The sequence below is a fragment of the Streptomyces sp. IMTB 2501 genome (assembly GCF_001953885.1).
GTDB lineage: Bacteria > Actinomycetota > Actinomycetes > Streptomycetales > Streptomycetaceae > Streptomyces.
This window is the reverse complement of the sequence record NZ_MQUS01000022.1, coordinates 143,135-162,810: the sequence shown is the minus strand read 5'-3', so window position 1 is coordinate 162,810 and position 19,676 is coordinate 143,135. Positions and strand designations below refer to the sequence as shown.

Here is a 19,676-nt window from a genome sequence, read left to right as displayed (position 1 = left end):
TCGACCCCTGCCACCTGCAGTTCCTCTACCAGGGCAAGTCCCCCACCGCAAGCGGCCCCTACGACCAACTGCCCTGGCGGCCGGGCGTCCTTACCCTGCAGCGCTGACGTGCCGAGCCCGGCCCGGCGAACTGGCGTCCTCCGAGGCCCGTACGACGACCGTCACCGCCGTCCGCGAGGGCCGGCCGACCGTCGGCCTGGACTCGGACACCTGCGCGTTCCACGGCGGCGACGTTCACCCTGTCGACGCGCCTCGACTACTGGGCAGGGCCCCCTCTCGCCGCTCCCCGCCCCTCTACGGAGTCAGCCCTGCCTTCGCGCAGGGGCTGTCGCCACCCCAGTCCCAGCAGGCCGGGTTACCCGGACGCGGGTCGTACAGCGCCCGCCCGCCGGGTCCGAACTACCCGACCTCGGTCTGGAGGGAGACGCCCGTGTTCGCGTCCGGCGTCCAGCCGGTGATGTCGAGCAGCAGCCCCTCCAGCGGCCCGCCGACCAGTTCGGCGTAGGCACGGCCGGGGCGCGGGCCCGGGTGAGGGTCGTCGGCATAGTGGCCGTGGACCCGGCCGCGCAGCAGCTGCTCATCGTCGCTGTCCATACGGTCAGCCTCGCAACCCAAGGTGTGGTTCTTCTGCCACGATCCGGACCGCTCGCCCTGGTGCGAGCTGTCGAGGACGCCCGCCGCCGAGGCAAGCTGTCCGGCCGCTGGACTGGATCCCCGAGGTCCACCACCCGCTCGGGAACGGCGAAGCCGTCATCCCCGACGCCCTCCTGTACTACCTGCGCGGTCCCGCCGACGGCGACAACGGGTCAATGCTGCGGGCATTCTTGGAAGTCGACCGGGCCACCATGGACCCCGAACGCCTCGCCGCCAAGCTCACCTCCTACGAGCGTGAAGTGACCGGTGACCGCCGCCCGCGGTGAGGCGGCGGTCACCGCCGGTCCTAACAGGGCCTGACGGACCACACGTAGTACCAGTCCCCGTTGGAGTCCGAGCTGTAGGCGCCCGGGGTGGTGTAGAGCAGGTCGCCGTACTTGCCGTACATACGTGCCTGGCGGCCCTGGGTCTGGTTGTTGATCCATGACCCGCCCCGGCCGAAGTTCATGGCGTAGCTCTGGCAGTAGTACATCTGCTGCTCGGAGCCCTGGTAGTCGGCCTGGCTGTAAGCACAGAAGTACCCGTTGTAAAGGCTCCCTTGGAGGCAGGGGTCGTAGGCGGGGCGCATGCCAGCGCCGGAGGCGAAGTCCCGTGGGTGGGCTTCTCCGGGGATGGCGACAAGCACCTTCCCCTTGCCGCCCAGGTCGATCTCGTTGAGGGCGACCTGTCTTCCGCCCGTCGCCTTCAGATAGCGGTCGACTTCCGACCTCAGCGACTTGGTCTGAGCCTGCGTCAGGTGTGCGGCTCTGGCCTGCTGCGTGAAGGCCTCACCGGTGGGAGTGGCGTGAGCCGTTCCCATGCCGGCCCCGAGCGTGAGCAGCCCGCCGGCCATGACCGCGGCCAGCCCGGCCTTCGCCTTGCTGAGCATCTGCTTTCTCAATGTTCCGCCTTGTGTGTCGTCCCGTTCCAGCGGAGGGTCCGCCGAACTGGTCCCGGGATGGTGTGGACCGCGCGGTCGCCGGGCACCCCCGGTGTCGTGTGCCCGGCGACCGATCCAACCGCGGCGACCCTGGTCGGCGAGTGGCTGATCCAGCCCTGCCTCCCCGATCCGCCGCGGCGGATACTGATTGGTGCGCCTCACATCGTCCAAGCCGACCGGGGGGACATGCGATGCATTCAGCTGTGGCTGAAGTCTGGGAACGGATACGGAGGAGCGCGTGCTGAGGGTGCGCTTCACGGCAGAAGACCTCTTACGCGTCCGTGTCGCCACGCATCCGGCACCGTTGATGGAGCTGTCACTGGCCCTGATGACGCTCAAGCGCCGCGATGCCGACGCCGTGTTCGGCCGATGGCGGCACCGTCTGCGGCAGACCCTTCCGGCGCAGGCCCGGCCGATGCTGCAACTGGTCTCCCCCACCGGCGTCGGCCCGCTCTTCCTGGACCCTGTCAGTACGGGCCTCGCCGACGGCCTGAACAAGGTCCGCTCCACCTCACCTGCCTTCGCCCTGGCGGAGTTTCAGAGAGTCTGCGGGGCGGGCGTGGCGAGAACCGAATGGATCCGCCGACTCGCCAGCCACGACCAGCAGGCCTGGCAGAGCCTCGAAGAGTCGATCACCGCGGCCTACCACCATGTCCTCGCCGACGCCTGGCCCCGGATCCTAGGCGGGTTCCACGCCGAAGTCGCCTTGCGCACCCGCTTCATGGCCCAACACGGGCTGCTGGCCACCTTGACCAGCCTGTCCCCCGGCATCCGGTGGAACGGCATGACCCTTGAAATCCCCCACTCGCACAACCGCGAGATAGCGCTGGGCGGAGTCGGGGCGGTGCTACTGCCCTCACTGCTGTGGACCGCCCCTCCTCTGGTCGCCGTCCAACGCGATGGTCCGGCACTGCTGGTCTACCCGGCCGTCACCCCACTGCCGCTCCAGGACGCCCCTACCACCGCCGACCCGCTCACCGCACTGCTGGGAACCACCCGCGCCCTGATGCTCCGCCTCCTCACCCGGGAACACACAACCACCGGCCTGGCCCAGGCACTTGACATCACCGCACCTGCCGCCTCCATGCAGACCAGGACCCTGCGTGAAGCCAGACTGATCACCACCCATCGGGAGGGCAAAACGGTCTGGCACTGGTGCACCCCCCTCGGCCTCGACATACTCACCGCGACCCAGCCACCCCTCACGTGACGCGTTCGGCCAGGAGTGCGTGCGGTGCCCGTTGAGGTCGCCGAAGGCGTGCCGTGCGTCGAGGGCGCCGTCCCACAACTTCCCCGACGCCTTGTCCTCCGGCGCGGACACCAGCCGCAGCCACACGGGCACACCGCGTCTCGACACGCTGCAGCACCCAGACCGTCGGGCCCCAGCTCACCCCGAGCCGGGGCCCGCTCCCAGACGCGGAAGGCGGGTCGCCTCGCCCCCGGCCGACCACGGGGCGGCCAGGCGCAGACCGAGGACACCACGCGCTCGGCTTCGCCGTCATGCTCCGGGCACCTCCCCTTCCGCCGTGTCGAGCTGATCAAGCAGCAGATGGACAGCGGTCGCCAGAATCCGGCACGTGACCGCATCGCGCTGTGGTTCGGTGCCGTACTCCTTGAGGAACACGTGCGTGTCCTGCGTGATCGGTTGCCCACCGGCGTCAAACTCGTGCAGGCTCAAGCCCTCGGAGGCGAACGCTCCGCACAGGGCATGGGCGTAGGCAACATGTTCATCGCTCCCGTTCGCCGAGTGTCGGCCGATTTCAAGCGCCCGGCGGTGCGCCCACTCCAACTCGATGAGGCGTTGAGCCGCCAGCACGATCCAGGGCCGTTCCGGAATCTTCACGCGGTGTGGAAATCCTTTGGTCGCACGTACTGTCGCCCCCGGAGCAGGGGGCTTCTTCTGACCGCCCCTGCCCCGAACGCACCAACGACAGAACCCACCCCCACGTTTGCGGGCAGTACCGACCGCGCCCGGCCCCGACGCCACGCAGTGCGCAGATCGGTGATCAAGTCGTTGACCCACGTGAACTGGCGTCCTGGCACAGCTGGGACGAGGGCTCGGGTCATCCAGTTCAGTGCGCATGCCCAGCACAGGGCAGCGCCAGCAGACGCGGACCGTGTCTGAGGCCGATCTCCGCCGGCTGGGGATGCCACACGTCCCGCCCGGCGCGCCACCCTCCCCTCCGGGGGCGATGGCTCACACGACCCCGCTCCGGTCGGCGATCGCCCAGCGCCCGCTCGGCTCAAGTCATGGTGACCACCGAGTACCTGTCGTTCGCGGAGCTGTCCCACGAGACGTGGACCCGGCAGCGCACCGGCTGGCCGGTGGCGGTGAGTCCGTTGGCCGCGATGGCCCCCGACGGGTCGGACAGGGTGCTGTACAGGCCCCCCGCGGGCGCGGCCCCGCCCCGGGTGAATCCCAGAGTGCCCGGCGCCGCAGTAGTGGGGTAGAACACGGCGTCCCCCGTGATCGTGTAGGTCCCCCGCGTGGTGTCCTTGCGTTTCCTTCCCGGGATGATGGAGGGCAGGCCGAAGGTGTCCTCCGCGCCGTCGGAGACGTTGCCCTGCGCGTCTACCTCCCACAACTCCCAATAGCGGCCGACAGTGGCGTGCACGGTGGAGTTCCTCGCCGTGACGTAGGCGTCGATGGCCGTGCTCGGCAGGGCGGTCCATGCCGCCCCGTCCCACTGTTCCACGGCGAAGACCCGGTTGATCTCCTGGATGATCACCCCCTGCTGAGGCGGGTTGACGCTCAACGCCCGCCTGCGTTCGAAACCGCCGCACTCGCCTTCCAGATCGTCCCCCGCAAGGTGCGTGAAGGCGGCCTGCGTCGCGACCGGTGCAGCAGTGGTGGTCGCCGCGGGAGCACGCTGAATCGGCGCCCGCGAGTGGTCCTCCGTCCGCGAACCCCCGAGCGGCACCGGGCCGGACCCCGGGAAGGGCCGGGCCACCGGCGCGGGCAGCGGGCGGCGCAGGGCCTCGGTGGCGTTCGCCTCGGCCGCGCGCTCGAAGCGGTCGGAGGGGCTCGACACCCGCAGTCCCGATCCGATCTCGGTGCCGGCCACCGGGCCCTGCCGCTGCTGGATCACGTGAGTCAGTTCGTGAGCGAGGGTGTGGTCGTCCGAGCCGCCGCGGCCGAGCACAACGTGGTCGCCCGAGGTGTAGGCGCGGGCGCCGATCTCGGCCGCAGACCGGGCGGCCCGGGCGTCATCGTGGACGCGCACGGCACGGAAGTCCTCCCCCAGGCGCGATTCCATCTCGGTGCGCACCGGTTCGGCCAGCGGCCGGCCCGGGGAGCGCAGGACGTCGTGCACGGCGGAGCGCTGCACCGGTGCGGCCCCGGCCTCCGTGCCGGTCGCGGCATCCCGTCCGCCGCCAGGGGGGCGGTGGGCGTGCCGCTGTTGCTGGATCATCCGGGTGACCGCTGCGTTGCCGACGGTGGTCTGGAGGAACAGAGCCGTCTCCGGAGTCATCGGTGCGTCCGCCCGGACCTTCTGATCCGTGGCGGACGGCCGGGCAGCGGTCCGGCGGTCGGGCGCCGTGCGCGACGTCGTGTCGTTCCGCGGGTTCTTCGTGCGCTCGTGCACAAGCCCTTCCTTTCTCCGCGGCACCCGCGCCACGCGGATGCCCGTGGCCACGCTTACCAGGCACCGTCGCGGCGGAGCAGGGCCGCGAGTGCACACCGCGGGACACACTCCGTGCCCGGCAAGGTCGCCGACCTCCTCCGCACCACCGAGCTGGAGCCCACCGAGCGGGCCGCTCTCGACCAGGGGGTGACCGTACAGCGAGGCCAGAGGGCCGCGTTCAACGACCGCAGCGCTCCCAACTCGATCGTCGTCAGCGGGCCGCGCTCATCGAACCGTGGAAACCGCATCGCCACTCCCCACCCCGGGTCCGGATCAGTCCCCCGGCACGCTACCCGGCACTTCGGCAACGGGTGACAACTGCGAGCGGATACGCGTTGCCGCCCGGGCGGCTACCGGTGGAGACGGCCGTGGATACGATGCGAAACGCCCCCGGCCCCGGCAGCTGCAATGCCGGGGCCGGGGGCGTTGTCACGAGTGGCTGTCCGAGCCAGACGATGTTCAGGACGGTCAGTCAGCGCAGGGGCCGGTTCACCCAGTAGGTGAGGGAGAGCTGGCCGACGGACGCGTAGCGGACGTCCTCGCCCTCGGGGTCGTCGGCGTTCCACTGGCCGAAGCCCCACGGGTCGTCGGCGGCGGCGTCCAGGACACCCCACACGGTGTCTTCGACGTGCTCGGGCAGGGTGTCGAGGACCTTCGCGGCCTGCGTGGAGAAGCGGACTGCGTGTGGCTGTCCGGTCACCGGCGCCTTCTCCTTCCCCGCAGCTCCGCCGTGTCGATGAACTCGGCGTCGTCGTAGCCGGAGGCGACGAACGCGTCGACCGCCGGGGCGTGAGCGAGGCGGCCCTGCCAGTCCTGGATGACCTCGTACAGCGGCGCAAGGGAGAACGTGGCGCGGGATTCCTCGAGGGCCGCCGCCCACTCCCGCTCGAAGGCCGGCACCCAGGTGTCGGCGCGCCGGTCGGCGCGCAGCTGCGCAAGGAGTTCGGCCGGCGCCCCGGGCGCGGGGGCGTAGGGGGTGACGGGGGCGTGGTCGGGCTGCGCGCTCATCTGGTCCTCCCGGCGGGTCGTCACCTCACGGTACGCGCGCCGGGTGGCCGTGGATGCGGACATGAGCCAGATCCCCCTACTGGGTGCGCAGGGTGCGGGCGACGGCCTGGGCGTGCTCACGCAGCGGCAGGTCCTGCTTGTCCCAGGTGGCGGCCACGTAGTTGAGAAGTTCGGCCGTAGCGCGCTCCGAGTCGCTCGGGTCGCTGGCGAGCAGCTTGTCGGCCGCGAGGGCGACGTCGACGGCCGGGGTGGACAGGTCTTCCGGGGCGCGGGCGTTGCCGCGGTCGACGTCCAGGACCAGGAGGTGGCGCACCTGGTTGCGGGACTGGATGGTGATGGTGTCCTCGCGCGGCGAGTCCGCATCTGCGGTGACGAAGCCGGGGTGGTTGAGGATCGCCGCGGCGATGGCCTCGGTGAGCACCGGCTCGGGCAGCAGGTCGTCGTCGGTGGGCTCTGGGTCCTTGAAGGTCAGCGTGTAGTTGATGCCAGCCTCGGTGGTGAACCACACCGTGTCGCCGCCGGAGTCGGCGTCCGTGGCGGCGAAGTGCGGGCTGCGGCGCAGCGCGTCGGTGACGCGGACCGGGTCGTGGTCGGCGTCGAACAGCGGGCTCTTGGCGCGGTCGATGGGCGTGTGCCGAAGCACGATAGGGGTCACCATCGAGAGCAGCTGACCTGCGATTCCACCGCGGCGAGGCACGGTAGTTGTCACCAGATCGGCATGCTGCTTGTCACGGTCGGCTCGAGCAGCACAGTTGTTGTCACCGTTGATGGGGTTCCCGAATTTCATCGGCCGGGGCTGCTCTGTCTCCCCAGGTCGTTCTGGGTTGAACGAGGCGGGGACGGTTTCGGCGACAGCGCTTGTCCGCAGGTCGGAGGGCAGGCCGCTGTGACCGCCAGCTGGAGGCGTGGCGTTACGTGCGCAGGCCGCGCATCAGCGCGGCGAGTCCGCCGAGGAACTCTTGGTCGGCACCCACGTCACGCGCGCGCTGCGCGGTCTCGGCCAGGTGCGGGAACTCGGTGGGCGGCAGCGCGGAGATGGCGACCGTGCCCTCGCCCGCCAGGGGCCCCAGGTGCTCCAGTTGGATGGACCCGATGATGTAGCTCAGCAGGGCCCGCAGTGCGATGACGCGTCGTGCGCCGTCGAAGCCCGCCTCGGTGAGAACAGTGAGTACTGCTTCCGACCAGTACAACACCCCGCGGGACTGGTGCCGGTGGGTGACCGTCAGCGGCACGACCGCGGGGTGGGCGCTGACGTTGTCGCGCAGGCTCCGCACCAGGACCTCGATCCGCTGCTCCCAGGGCATGTCCGAAGGCGCCGGCTCTGTGTCGACGGTTCCGAGCACGGATTCGACGACCAGCCGTTCAAGTTCCTCGCGGTCGCGCACGTAGCGGTAGAGCGCCATCGTGCTCATCCGCAGTTCCTTGGCGACCGCGCGCATCGACAGGCCGCCGAGCCCGTCGCGATCAAGGACGGTGAGGGCGGCCGAGGTGAGCTGATCCGGGGTGAGTGAACGGGGGCGAGGCATGGCGGTTGACAGCGTACGGCATATGCCTACGCTGGTAAGCGTATGGTGTACGCCTAAAGGCAGGGGGAGATCATGCGCACGTCTCGAAGGCGCACGCGGCGAGGGACCTTAGGACCTGGTGCCACGGTCGGCGCTCATGGGCTCACGGCCGTATCGGGCGCCCCGGTCGCTGTGCCCGACCGCGACCGGCTGACCCATGTGCAGTTCCGACGGTTCGCCGGCTGCCCGATCTGCAACCTGCACCTCCGATCGGTGGTGCGGCGACACGCGGAGATCACTCAAGCCGGAATCCGCGAGGTCGTGATCTTCCACTCCCCCGCCGAAGAACTGCGGGACCACATATCCGACCTTCCCTTCGCGGTCATAGCCGACCCCGCCAAGCGGCTGTACACCGAGTTCGGCGTCGAGTCGGCGCCTCGCGCGCTGCTGAGCCCGCGCGCCTGGGGACCGACCGCCCGGGCCATCCTGCGCAGCGCGTGGACGATTGCCCGCGGACGGGAGCGTGCTCCGGCCCGCAGGCCGCATGGCGGACGGCTCGGCCTTCCCGCCGACTTCCTGATCGCGCCCGACGGCCGCATCCTCGCCGCCAAGTACGGCGAACACGCCTACGACCAGTGGTCGGTCGACGAACTGCTCGAACTGGCACCCGAACACCACTGCCGTCAGGATCCCGTCCCGAAGGAGCGTCATGAGTGAGAATCACCGGCCTACCCCTGCCCAGGAGCTCGCCGGGTACCTGAGGTCGTACATCCAGGAGATGGGCCTGGGCAACGAGGACCCCGGCGTGGTCATCGACCGCTACCACACCCCGGACATCGAGTGGCACAACGACGGGATACGACTGGACCGGGACAGGCTGATCGCCCACGCCCGCCCTGCACGGAAGAACGCGATCGCCCTCGACGTGGAAGTCCATGACGCCCTGGTGGCCGGCGACCGCGTCGCCGCCCGCTACACCCTGCACTCCACCATGCGAAAAGGGCGTCGCTTGAGCAACGAGATCTACCTGTTCGGGAAGTTGGCTCCGGACGGACGGCTGCGCCGCATCTACTCCACTACCCGTGACATGGCGGACCGCGCCAGCGACGGCACCCAGAAGTGAGGCATCCGGGAGACCATACGAGAAATCGTGGGCGTGCCGTTGGCGGCATCGGCCGGCGGAGACTGACTGACCAGGTTCGAGCCACCCGGAGCAGAGGGTGACGAGTGCAACGAGCGCCATCACCGTCCGCGGCGCACCCGACTGGCCCTCCAGCTCGACGGGTGTGCCGGTCAGGGAGCGGAGACGGGGCCGCCGGGACGGAACCGCTCTACCCCGACGATGTGCCGCACCTTGACCGGGCGCACGATCACCGCCACCCGCTGCTCCCCAGGCATGATCCACTCAAAGTCGCTGCCCAGATACTTGCGGGCCAGCCGGTCCATCCGGTCGTGTGCCTCCTGCCCCTCGATGAAGCGGGCCACCACACCACTGATCTGCACTCGATCGAACGGGTTGGTGGCATCCGCATGTGAGAGATAGACACGGGGGTCACGGCGCAGGTTTTCTTCCTTCACGCGACCCACCGAGGTGTTGAACGTCAGCTCCGCCTCCCCCTCCAGATCCACCCACATCGGGTTGACCTGCGGAGCACCGTCGGCGAACACGGTACCGACGTACCAGATGTTGGGGGCGTGCAGCCGGGCTCGGACGGCTGCATCGAATGTCGCAGTCATCCCGGGAGGCTACCAACCATGGTTGATGGCGGGGCAGTTCGGGGAAACCGTGAGTCCGCCAGGTGAAGCCGATGCCCGGGGAGCCATCCCGCGCCCCTGCCCCATGTGGTCGAAACATCGCGGCGGGCTCGTCGCCAACGTTCCACTGCGTCAGGTCGAGTCCCGGCTGATGCTCAGCCCCGCCAAGTCTCGCGCTCACTCGCCAGCTGAAGCGCTCGGTTGTGCCCAGGCTCGATAGTTGTCACCGGCGGAGCCGAAAAGGCTGGCAGAAGGGCCGGGCCGAAGCAGCCTGGTTGTCACCTGGAAGGCAGGCTACTTGTCACAGACTCTCGGTGCCTTTCGATCCCTCACCTCGTGGCCCGCCGGCGGCTCGGGCTCGACGGCCGTACCGACACAGCGTGAGGGCGCCGGTCACGAGGACGCGCATGCGCCGTCCCCCCGGGGTGGCGCGAACCGGAACCGCGTCACCAGGGCACCTCTCCCTCGTCGTCGAAGAAGCGGCCCGTCGGCCCGTCGGCCGATACGGTGGCCAGCCGGATCGCGGCGGCTGCGCCCTGCTGGGGGGTGCGCACTCCCCGGAAGCCGTTGAGGTCGGTCGCCGTGAAGCCGGGGCAGACGGCGTTGATCAGGATGTGGGTGTCGGCCACTTCTTTGGCGTACTGCACGGTGACGGCGTTGAGGAACGTCTTCGACGGAGCGTAGGCGACGGATATGGGGCCCGTCTCGGCGTCAGGCGTGGTCTGGAGTGTGAGGGAGCCGACGCTGCTGGAGACGTTCACGATCCGCGGCGACGGTGAGCGGCGCAGCAGAGGGAGCAGGGCGTTGGTGACGCGGATGACGCCGATCACGTTGGTCTCCACGGCCGCCCGTACGCGGTTCACGTCGACCGTGGTGGGCTCCTGCGGTCCGCCGCCGGTGATCCCCGCATTGTTGACGAGCGCGTCGAGCCGCCCGGCCCGCTCCTCCATCAGCCGAGCCGCCGCTGTCACGCTGGCGTCGTCGGTCACATCCAGCGGCACGCCGAACGCGTCGGCTCCGGCCGCGCGCAGCTTATCCACAGCGGCCTCGCGCCGCTCCCCGTTCCGCGCGCCGATTGCGACGGACCAGCCGAGGGCGCCGAGCCCGGCGGCGATCTCGTACCCGATGCCCTTGTTGGCCCCGGTCACCAGCGCGACCTTGTGGTGGTTCACGGTGTTCGTCTCACTCATGACATCGACACTTCTCCCCCGCCGGGCAGGGCGTCCAAGACCGACTGGGTGGACGGCGATACCGCCCGGGTATCGCTCCTGGCCGTCCCGGTTAGGCTGGCGGGGTGGAGACACGTGAGCTGCGGTACTTCGTCGCGGTTGCCGAAGAGCTGCACTTCGGCCGGGCCGCGCAGCGGCTCGGGATCGCCCAACCCCCGCTGTCGCGGGCGATCGGCGGGCTCGAACGGCGCCTGGGCACCCTCCTGCTGGAGCGCGGCAGCCGGGGTGTCACCCTGACCGGGGCAGGGGCGGTGCTGCTGCGGGAGGCGCGGGCGGCGCTGGACGCCGTCGAGGCCGCCGAACGGCGCACCCGCCGGGCCGCCCTCGCGGCGACCGGCCGCCCCGCCGTGGTCCTGGCCGCGAAGGCGGGCGCCTCCGGTGAACTGCTGGCGAAACTCCTCGGCGCCTACGCCGCCGAGCCCGGCGCCGTCGCCGTGGACGTCGTGCTGTGCGGACCGGGCGAGCAGACACGGTTGCTGCACGACGGCCGGGCCGACATAGCCCTGCTGCATCGGCCATTCGACGACACGGCCGGCTTCGACACCGAGGACCTGCACTCCGAGGGTCAGGTCGCGATCCTCCCGGCGGGCCACCCTCTCAGCGCCCGCCCCCACGTGCGGCTCGCCGAGGTCACCGACCTTCCCGACCTGCCCCTGCCCCGCTGGCCTCGCCCCGACGGCACCTTCCCGGACGGCCCCGGACCGCAGGTGCGCGACCACACGCAACTCACCCAGCTCATCGCCCTCGGCCGCGCCTGCGCGGTCGTGCCGGAGTCGGGCCGCACCGGCCTGCGCGAGGACCTCACCGCCGTACCGGTCCCCGACGCCCCCGCCGGGTTCAGGATGTCGGCTGGCTTGCCGACGAGCGCGCTCAGCCGCAGGTGTTAAGCATCGTTTCGAGCGTCCTCTTCTCCGGTTCCGTGATTCTCAGCCCGAACACATACTTGATGTCGGTCCAGGCACGCCCGTAGGTGCACCAGTAGTCCTTGTTCGGTGGTGCCCGGGGACTGTTCGCCTTTGGATCGGTTGGAGCTGGCGGAGACGGCGATCAGCTTCGAGTGATCGAGATCGTTGGCGAACTTCTTCCGCCTCTCTGTGGTCCGGAGGTATGCGCCCATCTTCCAAGCGTTGGAGATGGGGACGAGATGGTCGACGTCGGTCTTGGAGGCGGAGTCAAGTGTCTTGCCGTCGTGGGGGCTTGTACCAGGTGCCTTTGATGGCCCGGCACATGGAGTCCTGGGTGACGACCTTGTGCTCTGGCTGACGCAGACGGCCAAGCCACGCAACTCGCCACGGACGAAGTCAGCGGCCACCGCAGTGGTCGAGCGCGCCGCGTGGTGATCACGAGCGCGCTCGATCCGCGTACCTCGGACAAGCGATCGTTACTCCTTTACGTGGAGCTGGTAGACGCCTCGGCCGAAGGTGGCTGCGATCACGGTGCCGCCGTCGGCGCTGAGCTGGACATCCATGACCGGGCAGTTCGGCAGCTGCGAACCGAGCCGAGCCCAGTTCTTCTTGCCGTTCTTGAGGTTGAAGACGCCGTAGTCGGTGGCGACGTAGAGCTGACTGTGGGGCTGGTCGTAAGTGACCTTCCAGACCGGGGCGTTGGGCAGGTTGCCGCTGATGTTGGTCCAGGTGGCGCCGCCGTCGGTCGACTCCCACACGTTCGCGGCCAGGTCGCCCTCCCGGTAGGAGGAAAAGGAGGCGTAGACGTGGTTGGCGTCAGTGGGGTCGGCGACGAGCGAGGTGACCCACCGCTGCGGGAGCACACCCTTGCCGAGCTGAGTCCAGGTCGGGTTGTCGGAGTTGGCGTTGGTGGTCTTCCAGACCTTGCCGGTGTCGGTGCCCGCGTAGATGGTGCTGGACGGTGACGTCGACGTGCCGGTGGTCTTAGCCGGGGCGATCTGGGTGACCGCGCCGTACTCGTTGGCGTAGTAGAGGTCGGGGTTGATCTCTTTCGCCGGGACCTTGCCGGGCAGGCTCTCCGGGCTATCGGGCGTGGCCGGGCTGATGAGCTTCCAGGCGTCGGTACCGGACACCACGCCCTTGCCGGAGCGCGCAATCGCGGTGCCCGCAACGTACAGGTAGTCCGGGTCGGCTGGGTCCGTCACGATCGGCATGTCGGTCGTGATCCGGGTGCCGGACGGCCACGCGGGGGTGGAGAGGCTCGTGCGGGTGCTGGTCGTCGCGCCGGCCGCGGCGTCATCCGTCGTGCGCTGGCAGCTGATCCGCGGCGGGACCGGCTGCGAGCACGCGTAGTAGACGAGCTGGTCCTTCGGGTTGATCTGCACCCAGTGTCCGTCACCGCCGCCGTATGAGTTCCACTGCGTCAGGTCGGTCGGCTCGACGCCCGGCGTCCAGGTGCGGATGCTGCCCTGGTCCTGCAGTCCGGTGGCCATGCGGGTCGGGTCCTGTTGCGAGACCGCCAAGTGGTACAACTGATTCCACGGTTCGACCTTGGCGTGCGTCCACGTGCGGGTGGCGCCGTTCTGGGTGGAGTAGTAGACACCGCCGTCGTCACCGTCGTAGACCCGGCCGGGATCTTTCGGGTCCCACGCCATGGCGTGGTGGTCGGAGTGCCCGCCGCTCGAGTTGCTCCACGTGTTGCCGCCGTCGGTCGACTCATTCAGGCTCACGTCCGCGGAGAACATATGGTTCTCGTCGGCCGGGTCGACCCACAACCGCCCGAAGACCCACTCGTACCCGCCGGTGACGGATCCGGGTTCGCTGCCGCCACAGGTCCAGGTCTTACCGGCGTCGTTGGAGACGTAGAAGCCCTTGTCCGGGCCGTTCGCGCCGGCGAACTGGATGTAGACGCGGTTCGGGTTACTGGGGGCGAACGCGATGCCGATGCGGCCGAGGTCCGCGTCGGTGTTCAGCCCGCTCTTGGTCTGGTCCCACGAGCAGACCTGACCGTTGATGCTCGAGTTGTCCTGCCGGGTCCAGGTGGCGCCGCCGTCGGTGGAGCGGTACAGGCCAGAGCCGGTGCCGCCGTACTGGAACGCGCCGTCGTTGCGGGAACGGTCCCACAGCGAGGCCAGCATGATCTTCGGGTGGGCCGGGTCGATGGCCACGTCGATCACGCCCGTGGTCTTGTTCGTGGGCGCGAGAGCAAGCTTCCAGTCCTTACCGCCATTGGTGAGGTGGTAGAGACCGCGCTGGCCGGACGACCAGGACAGTGATCCCGTCGCGGCCGCCCAAACGTCGCTCGCGTTCTTCGGGTTGACCGCGATGCGGCCGAAGGCGCCGCTGTCCGGAAGACCCGACTTCTGCCAACTGGAGCCGCCATCCGATGACTTGTAGATGCCGTCGCCGAAGAACGTGGTGCCGCCACCGGAAGGGTTCGCCTCACCGGTGCCGGCCCACAGGGTGCCGTCCGAGCCTCGGGCGAGTGCGCCCATTGCCTGCTGGGTGTCGGTCGGGTAGGCTGGCTTCCAGGTGACGCCGCCGTCCGTGCTCTTCATGATCCCGCCGCTGGACACCGCGGCGTAGACAGTGCTCGGCGAGGTCGTGGGGTCGACGGCCAGGTCGACGATGCGACCCCCGACGTTGGTGGGGCCGACGGACTTCCATGGCTGGCTGGCGTAGCCGGTCGGGATGCGTGCCGCCTGTCTCCGTGCCAGCATCACCTGCCCTGCTGACACCGGCTGGCCGGAACTGGCCTTCACGGAAAGGTAGTCGACGGGGGCTTCTTGCTCTTCCTCTCCTTCGGATTCGCCCGCAGCCTTGTCCTTGTCCTGGACCGTGGCGCGATCGTGGCCGGCGTGGCCGCTCGATACGACCTCGGGGGTCAAGCCCGCCACCGTGCCTGCGGCAACGAAGAATATGCCTAGACGCAGGAGCTTGGCCGACTTCTTCATGTGTACATCACCTTCTTGGCGAACCAGTCGACATCTGCACGTGGCATCTGCTTCTTGGCGATCTAGGGGGCATCCGCCGGGTGCCGACACCATGCCGGTCGCCCGGACTGTATGGATCCGGCTCGGTAGGCGTCTTCGAGCAGTTGTCGAATACCTGCGTTCGCTGCGCCGTCGTGATGGCAAGCCGGTGAAGAAGTGGGTGCCTGGTGAGCACGGCCCGGCGTGGGTCATGCTCATTGAGTGAACGGACCGCTCGGGCAGTGGCGGCGGCAGGGACGGGCCGAGGAGGCCGGGAAGCAGGGCCGGGCGATGGCCTTGCGCGCGGTGCCGCGGGTCCCGGTCACCGAGGCGCCAGCGGCCATGTCCCGGCCGTATTCCCAGCGTGGTCAGCACCAGCTTCCGTCGGTGCCGTCGCCGAGGTGGGAGAACGCCTTCCAGGCGGCCTTGGTTTTGGTTCCGGCGACGCCGTCGACACCGCCAGTGTCGTAGCCGAGGGCGTTGAGGAAGCGCTGGAGGCCGCGGATGGTGTTGGGGCCGACCTCGCCGTCGACGGTTCCGGCGTTGAATCCGCGGTCGTTGAGGAAACGCTGCCAGGCCGCCCAGCTGTTGGAGCCGAGCTGGCCGTCGATCGTGCCAGGGTTGAATCGGGCGTCGCGGACGTAGCACTGTACGCTCTGGGCTTCGGTGGTGGTGAGGCCGAGGTTGTTGACGGCCTGGATGGTGACGGTCTGGGTGGGTACCTGATGGGCGGATGCGGCGGTGGCTGTGGTTGCACCGGTGAGGGTGCCGGTCAGGCCGAGGACCAGGCCGGCAGCCGTGAGGGCGACAGCGGCCTTTGCGCGTCTGAGCATGAATGTTCCCCTTCTTCCGATGGGGCGGTTGCCCGAGGTTGACCGCATACAGGCAGGGATCGATCTACCAGCATTGCTGAAGGCGGGTCGAGCACCGTGCAGAGGGTTGCCCGTTAATCCAGCCAACCAAGAACCTGACCGATAACCATACTGAGGTTCCCGACTTGTATTGGCCGTAGCGGAGCGCGGTCAGGTTGGCCGCTCGTAGCGTTCCGTCAGGACGCTGGGCTGGATGCCTCGTGCGGTTCTTGCCGACCCTCGGGGCTGTGCGGGTGCCCCTCACCAGCAGTCCCGCTCCTGTCCCGCCCGGTGGGTTGAACACTCTCCATCGGGACGCGCTGGAGCGTGTCCGTCGCGGTGGTGGCGCCGAGGCTCCACACTGACCCGGCGTGCTGCGCGGCATGCCCTCAGGCGCCAAGACGGTCCGCTCCCAGGCCCGTTACGCGATCCGGCGCACAGGCTCTAGCTTTGCGCGAGTGTCGCCGGGCGTGCCGCGTAGCACACGGCACGCGCCCCTTACGGGGTTCCACGCGCCGGCTTGTCGAAGCACGGCATGCGTACTTCCCCAGCAATGCTGAAGCCATGCGAGGAGATCATGCGGGAAGTGTGCGGCAGCTTCGAGACGGNNTGGGCTCCGTCTTCTGGTCCCGCTCCTACTTCGCCGGATCGTGCGGCGGTGCACCGCTCAGCATCGTCCGTCAGTTCCTGGACGGCGCGCCAGGCGACGCTCCAGTGCCGTACGGAGGCCTGGGCGACCATGCTCATGCGCCAGTCGGGCCGCCAGAACGGGGACCGCTGTTCCTTGCGCTTGGGCCACAGCAGGCGCAGCGCGATGGACAGCCGGGTCTTGTACGCCTTGTACGGCTCACCGCCGGCCTGGACGAGCTCGGTCCGAGCCTTCCGGGTGGCCTCATAGAAAGGCTTGAAGAGCGACTCGTTGGCCTTACCGGTCCAGGAGTCGTGGATGGCCGGCGCGGCGCCGAGGTGTCCCTCGCGGACGAGCTTGTCGAGCTGCTTGAGGTGGGGGGTGGTGACCCACACGCGGCCTTGGTCGTCGGGCCGCTCGATGATCCGCCCCAGGGGGTGCGGCATGTCGGTGCGGGTCCACTCCGGGATGTCGATGAGGTAGATGCCGGCCCGGGCTTTGTCGAACGCGTCGAGGGGGCCGGTGTGCAGCAGCTTGTTCGGGGCGAGGGGAACGGCCGAACACGCGGACGGGTAGCTGCCGTTGCGGTCGATCAGGCACAACACGCCCGCGCCGAAGGACGCGGGCACGTCCAGCTGGTCGCGCCGGACACGCTTGCCGTTCTCCCGGATGTACGGCACGCGCGTGCTGGTGACATCCGGGTGGACCCAGCGCGGTTCGCTGTCCATATGCTCACTGATCAGCGGCCACGGGCCACTGTCTCGTTCCTCGGTGCGGATGACCGGGATCGGGTGCATCTTCGACCGGGCGACCGCGTCCTTGAGGACCTTCAGGGCAGGGAAGACGTGGCCCTCGGGCTCGTCCTCCTCATCCCCCGCTACCAAGCCGTCCCCTTCGTCTTCTACGTCGACGGCGTCGGGGACTTGCGCGCTGTCAGCGGTCGTTTGGACCGCGGCAACGATGGGCTGCTCGGTGGCGCCGGCGGACGCGGCGGTGCTGTACGCCTGCAACGCGGCGGCGAGGCGGCGTCCTTCAGGGGTGTCCGGCAGCTGCCGCGGTACCGCAGCCGCCTCGTCGAGGGATGGCCCGAGATCCGCAAGGGCTTCCGGGTCGCCGTTGGTCAGTGCGGTGCGCAGTGCCGCCAACACGTGGGTGACGGAGGCGGGCAGCCCCTGCTGAGCACCGGATGTGTACGGGAGCGCAGCTTCGGCCATCTCCCGCTCCACCGCGCTGCCCAGTGACGGCGCGGGTCCTTCGCCGCCTGTCCGGCCGACCAGGGCGACTCCGGCGTCGAGGAAGCGGGCGTGCACCAGATCGGGCCGCAGGTATGCCGAACCGATCGCGCCGAAGTCCCGCTCCGCGACCGTCACCTGGACCTTGGCAGGGTCCCCGGTCGGGGCGAGCGTCACCAGCACGTCGGCGTCCAGGAGACCCAGGAGAGTGGGATCGGCGCTGTCCACGACGGCGAGCACCGGCACGTGCAAGGTGCGCGCGAGGGAGGCCAGGACCTGGGAGGCGCTCGGGAGCCGGGTACCCGACAGGGGAAGCCGGGCGTTGTCGGTGGTCTGCAGGCGGTCCACGACCACCAGGGCCAGGTCCTGGACGTACGGGGCGGTCTCCGCGATCGCCTCAGCGGTCAGATCACTGCCGTCGTCGATCAGCAGCGGCGCCTGGACCAACTGCTGAGCGACCTGCTGCTCGTGCGGATTGAGGCGGCCCTGCTTCAGACGCGGGTAATCGCCCCCGGTCTCCGCAGAGATGATCCGGCGCATGATGTCGGCCTGATTCGGCCCCGACGCCGCGTACAGCACCTTGTGGTTGTCGACGAGCGCAGTCTGCCGCGCGGCAGCCAGCCCCAGCAGACTTCCGCCCACATTAGGGGCGGCAGCCACCAGCGTCAGCCGGCCGGACTGCAGACCACCTGTCGCCGCGTCCAGCCCGGGCAGCCCGAACGTGGGGCCGCCGGTCGGGCCGGAGGCGAGCACGGCACCGATGGCGTCACCCAGCGAGGCGAGCCTGCGCGGCGCGCTGCCGCAGTCCTGAGTGCCCTGGCTGTTCACCGCACCTCCTGCGGATGCCGCGCCCATGGCCGCGGCCGGATCAGATGATTAGGAACCGGAGGCGGCGTCGGCGGGCAACAGTACCGTGACCGGCGTGCGGCTCCGCCGGAGCACCTGCGGTTGGCCCTGAGCCGCCCGCGAGACCAGGTCACCGAAGTCCTTCTGTGCCGCACTGAGCGCATGAGAAGGAAACGCGTCGACCTTCCGGGCTGCCGGAAACCGGTCCAGCGGTGCCAGCAGAGCACGGTCCTCCCGCTTGTGGATCAGCGTCGTAACCCCGTCATTGTCGGCACTCTTCACCAGGGCGAAGAGCTCCGTACGGGCTTCGGTCGCGTTCATCGCGGCCTCAGCCGACAGCTCCCGACTCTGACTCACTCACCCTCCCGGACTGTCAACGCACCACCCCCGTATCACTCTTCACTCATTTACCAAGGCTAGATCACACGGATTTTCTCATGCGTCACTCATTTGTGAGGTGTTTCAGTGTGGGTTGACGGCCCAGGCGGTGCGTTCCGTCTCCGCTGACGGCGGTCGCTGCGGTCGGGTAGCCGGGGCCCATTGCTGGACCCCGGCTGGCCGACCACAGGTGTGAGGGTGACGTCGTGGCCGAGGGCCTTGAGCTGGCGGACCAGGTCTCGGGTGAGGCGGGCCGGGGCGGCCCCGACTACCGAGAAGAGATGAACGAACGCCACGCCGTCTGGAAGCAGATCACCGGCGTCACCCTCACGACAGCGACCGCCTAACCAGACACAATCAGCAGCGCTGACACGCCTCAGCCCACCCTCCGCAGCAGCGACTTGACAAAGCCATCCCGGCCATCCCCCTGGTCCGATTGCATCCGTCAGCTGTCGAAAAAGCCCCGCTCCCGGTCGGCAATGAAGCGGGCAGGCGGGGGGGGAGCCTCTCCTCCTTCCGGGCACCGACTTCGCTTCCGCACAGATGCCTCGCGGAGATCTGAACATTCGCCGTCATCAACGACGTACATAACCACGACTGTTGCAACGCACCTCGACCCAGATACCGATGGAGATCATCATGCTCGCCGCCCCCGTCGACTTTGACCAGTTCACCGGCGTGGGTAGATCGACCTCGTCCACGCCCAGGTCGGCTTCACCGTGCGTCACCTCATGATCCAATGCGAGGCAGCTGCACACTACCCTCCGGAACCCTCACCGTTGGGAACGAGCCCGCACAGTCCAGCGTGCGGGCAGAGATCCACACCACCTCAGTCGACACCCGCAACGACGAGCGAGACAGGCACATCCGTGACGCTGACTTCCTCGACTGCGGCTCTCACCCCACGGCATCGTTCCAGTCCTCTCGAATCCGCACAAAGGACGGTCGGCACACCATCGAGGGGCACCTGACCCTCCGGGGCCAGACGTGCTCGGTCCGCTTCGACCTCTTCCTCCTCGGTGTGGATACGGACCAACAGGCCGTACCCGGGCGGGATTCCGGGCCTATTCCCGGATCAGCCGCTCCCACTTCAGGGTGACAGCGAGGTGCCTCTGCCCGGAGGGCGTGCGCAGATCAGCAACACCGTCATGCTCGAACTGGAGGATGA

Annotated in this window: 20 protein-coding genes and 3 pseudogenes; 9 read left to right on the top strand and 14 right to left on the bottom strand. The window is 69.1% G+C overall.

The features are described from left to right. Positions 1-294: 294 nt before the first annotated feature. Positions 295-594 (bottom strand): annotated as a pseudogene (locus tag AV521_RS31825) (hypothetical protein). A 41-nt stretch (positions 595-635) separates the two neighbouring features. Between AV521_RS31825 and AV521_RS31820 the strand changes: the two are divergent. Next, positions 636-920 (top strand): replication-relaxation family protein, encoded by a 285-nt coding sequence (locus AV521_RS31820; RefSeq protein ID WP_305965199.1) that lies wholly within the window; start codon positions 636-638, stop codon positions 918-920. Between the two features lie 20 nt (positions 921-940). On the opposite strand, the gene AV521_RS31815 is transcribed toward AV521_RS31820, so the two are convergent. Further along, the gene (locus tag AV521_RS31815) at positions 941-1,522 is read right to left on the bottom strand and encodes a peptidase inhibitor family I36 protein (RefSeq protein WP_076093243.1); all 582 of its coding nucleotides are present in this window, start codon (positions 1,520-1,522) and stop codon (positions 941-943) included. 358 nt (positions 1,523-1,880) lie between these two features. Here AV521_RS31815 and AV521_RS49560 point away from each other — a divergent pair, with 358 nt between their 5' ends. Continuing rightward, on the top strand, positions 1,881-2,783 hold the full coding sequence (locus tag AV521_RS49560; RefSeq protein WP_179023525.1) for a helix-turn-helix transcriptional regulator: 903 nt from the start codon (positions 1,881-1,883) through the stop codon (positions 2,781-2,783). 288 nt (positions 2,784-3,071) lie between these two features. Here AV521_RS49560 and AV521_RS31805 read toward each other — a convergent pair whose 3' ends face one another. Then, the gene (locus AV521_RS31805; protein ID WP_076093239.1) at positions 3,072-3,416 is read right to left on the bottom strand and encodes a hypothetical protein; all 345 of its coding nucleotides are present in this window, start codon (positions 3,414-3,416) and stop codon (positions 3,072-3,074) included. A gap of 400 nt (positions 3,417-3,816) precedes the next feature. Further along, positions 3,817-5,160, bottom strand: a complete 1,344-nt coding sequence (locus tag AV521_RS31800) for a DUF4157 domain-containing protein (protein WP_076093237.1) — start codon at positions 5,158-5,160, stop codon at positions 3,817-3,819. Between the two features lie 111 nt (positions 5,161-5,271). Between AV521_RS31800 and AV521_RS47995 the strand changes: the two genes are divergently transcribed. After that, entirely contained in the window at positions 5,272-5,514 is a 243-nt protein-coding gene (locus AV521_RS47995) for a hypothetical protein (protein WP_107481082.1), read from the top strand. A 157-nt stretch (positions 5,515-5,671) separates the two neighbouring features. Here AV521_RS47995 and AV521_RS31790 read toward each other — a convergent pair whose 3' ends face one another. The 4 genes from AV521_RS31790 to AV521_RS31775 form a co-directional block, all read right to left on the bottom strand. After that, a complete protein-coding gene (locus AV521_RS31790; protein ID WP_076093235.1) occupies positions 5,672-5,899 on the bottom strand; it encodes a hypothetical protein in 228 nt (75 codons plus the stop codon). Next, entirely contained in the window at positions 5,896-6,207 is a 312-nt protein-coding gene (locus tag AV521_RS31785) for a DUF6247 family protein (RefSeq protein ID WP_076093271.1), read from the bottom strand. Before AV521_RS31785 ends, AV521_RS31790 begins: the two co-directional genes overlap by 4 nt. Positions 6,208-6,283: 76 nt before the next feature. Further along, the gene (locus AV521_RS31780) at positions 6,284-6,850 is read right to left on the bottom strand and encodes a hypothetical protein (protein ID WP_143658684.1); all 567 of its coding nucleotides are present in this window, start codon (positions 6,848-6,850) and stop codon (positions 6,284-6,286) included. 268 nt (positions 6,851-7,118) lie between these two features. Beyond that, a complete protein-coding gene (locus AV521_RS31775) occupies positions 7,119-7,733 on the bottom strand; it encodes a TetR/AcrR family transcriptional regulator (RefSeq protein WP_076093231.1) in 615 nt (204 codons plus the stop codon). A gap of 171 nt (positions 7,734-7,904) precedes the next feature. On the opposite strand from AV521_RS31775, the gene AV521_RS31770 reads away from it, so the two are divergent. Further along, positions 7,905-8,429, top strand: a complete 525-nt coding sequence (locus tag AV521_RS31770; protein WP_076093229.1) for a peroxiredoxin-like family protein — start codon at positions 7,905-7,907, stop codon at positions 8,427-8,429. Then, positions 8,422-8,835, top strand: a complete 414-nt coding sequence (locus AV521_RS31765) for a nuclear transport factor 2 family protein (protein WP_076093227.1) — start codon at positions 8,422-8,424, stop codon at positions 8,833-8,835. Before AV521_RS31770 ends, AV521_RS31765 begins: the two co-directional genes overlap by 8 nt. Before the next feature lie 170 nt (positions 8,836-9,005). Here AV521_RS31765 and AV521_RS31760 read toward each other — a convergent pair whose 3' ends face one another. Beyond that, complete coding sequence (locus AV521_RS31760) at positions 9,006-9,449, bottom strand: TIGR03618 family F420-dependent PPOX class oxidoreductase (protein WP_076093225.1); 444 nt, start codon at positions 9,447-9,449, stop codon at positions 9,006-9,008. A 464-nt stretch (positions 9,450-9,913) separates the two neighbouring features. Next, positions 9,914-10,657 carry an SDR family oxidoreductase gene (locus tag AV521_RS31755; protein ID WP_076093223.1) on the bottom strand — a complete coding sequence of 248 codons (744 nt, stop codon included), beginning with the start codon at positions 10,655-10,657 and terminating at the stop codon, positions 9,914-9,916. Between the two features lie 104 nt (positions 10,658-10,761). Here AV521_RS31755 and AV521_RS31750 point away from each other — a divergent pair, with 104 nt between their 5' ends. After that, positions 10,762-11,583, top strand: a complete 822-nt coding sequence (locus AV521_RS31750) for a LysR family transcriptional regulator (RefSeq protein ID WP_076093221.1) — start codon at positions 10,762-10,764, stop codon at positions 11,581-11,583. Positions 11,584-12,077: 494 nt separating this feature from the next. Here the strand turns inward: AV521_RS31750 and AV521_RS31745 are convergent, their stop codons facing one another. Further along, a complete protein-coding gene (locus tag AV521_RS31745) occupies positions 12,078-14,555 on the bottom strand; it encodes a sialidase family protein (protein ID WP_076093219.1) in 2,478 nt (825 codons plus the stop codon). Positions 14,556-14,941: 386 nt separating this feature from the next. Beyond that, positions 14,942-15,406: a peptidoglycan-binding protein gene (locus tag AV521_RS31740; protein ID WP_076093217.1), complete on the bottom strand. Its 465-nt coding sequence runs from the start codon at positions 15,404-15,406 to the stop codon at positions 14,942-14,944. Between the two features lie 615 nt (positions 15,407-16,021). On the opposite strand from AV521_RS31740, the pseudogene AV521_RS52855 reads away from it, so the two are divergent. Further along, positions 16,022-16,129, top strand: a pseudogene (locus AV521_RS52855) (IS200/IS605 family transposase); the annotation flags it as partial. Between the two features lie 1,443 nt (positions 16,130-17,572). On the opposite strand, the pseudogene AV521_RS52850 reads toward AV521_RS52855, so the two are convergent. Beyond that, positions 17,573-18,139, bottom strand: a pseudogene (locus AV521_RS52850) (DnaB-like helicase C-terminal domain-containing protein); the annotation flags it as partial. Positions 18,140-18,160: 21 nt separating this feature from the next. Continuing rightward, positions 18,161-18,451 carry a hypothetical protein gene (locus AV521_RS51305; RefSeq protein WP_256725741.1) on the bottom strand — a complete coding sequence of 97 codons (291 nt, stop codon included), beginning with the start codon at positions 18,449-18,451 and terminating at the stop codon, positions 18,161-18,163. Positions 18,452-18,714: 263 nt separating this feature from the next. Between AV521_RS51305 and AV521_RS49555 the strand changes: the two genes are divergently transcribed. Both AV521_RS49555 and AV521_RS52845 read left to right on the top strand, forming a co-directional pair. Next, positions 18,715-18,855, top strand: a complete 141-nt coding sequence (locus AV521_RS49555; protein WP_179023523.1) for a hypothetical protein — start codon at positions 18,715-18,717, stop codon at positions 18,853-18,855. Positions 18,856-19,247: 392 nt separating this feature from the next. Next, positions 19,248-19,607, top strand: a complete 360-nt coding sequence (locus tag AV521_RS52845; RefSeq protein ID WP_076093215.1) for a YceI family protein — start codon at positions 19,248-19,250, stop codon at positions 19,605-19,607. The last annotated feature ends 69 nt before the right edge of the window (positions 19,608-19,676 follow it).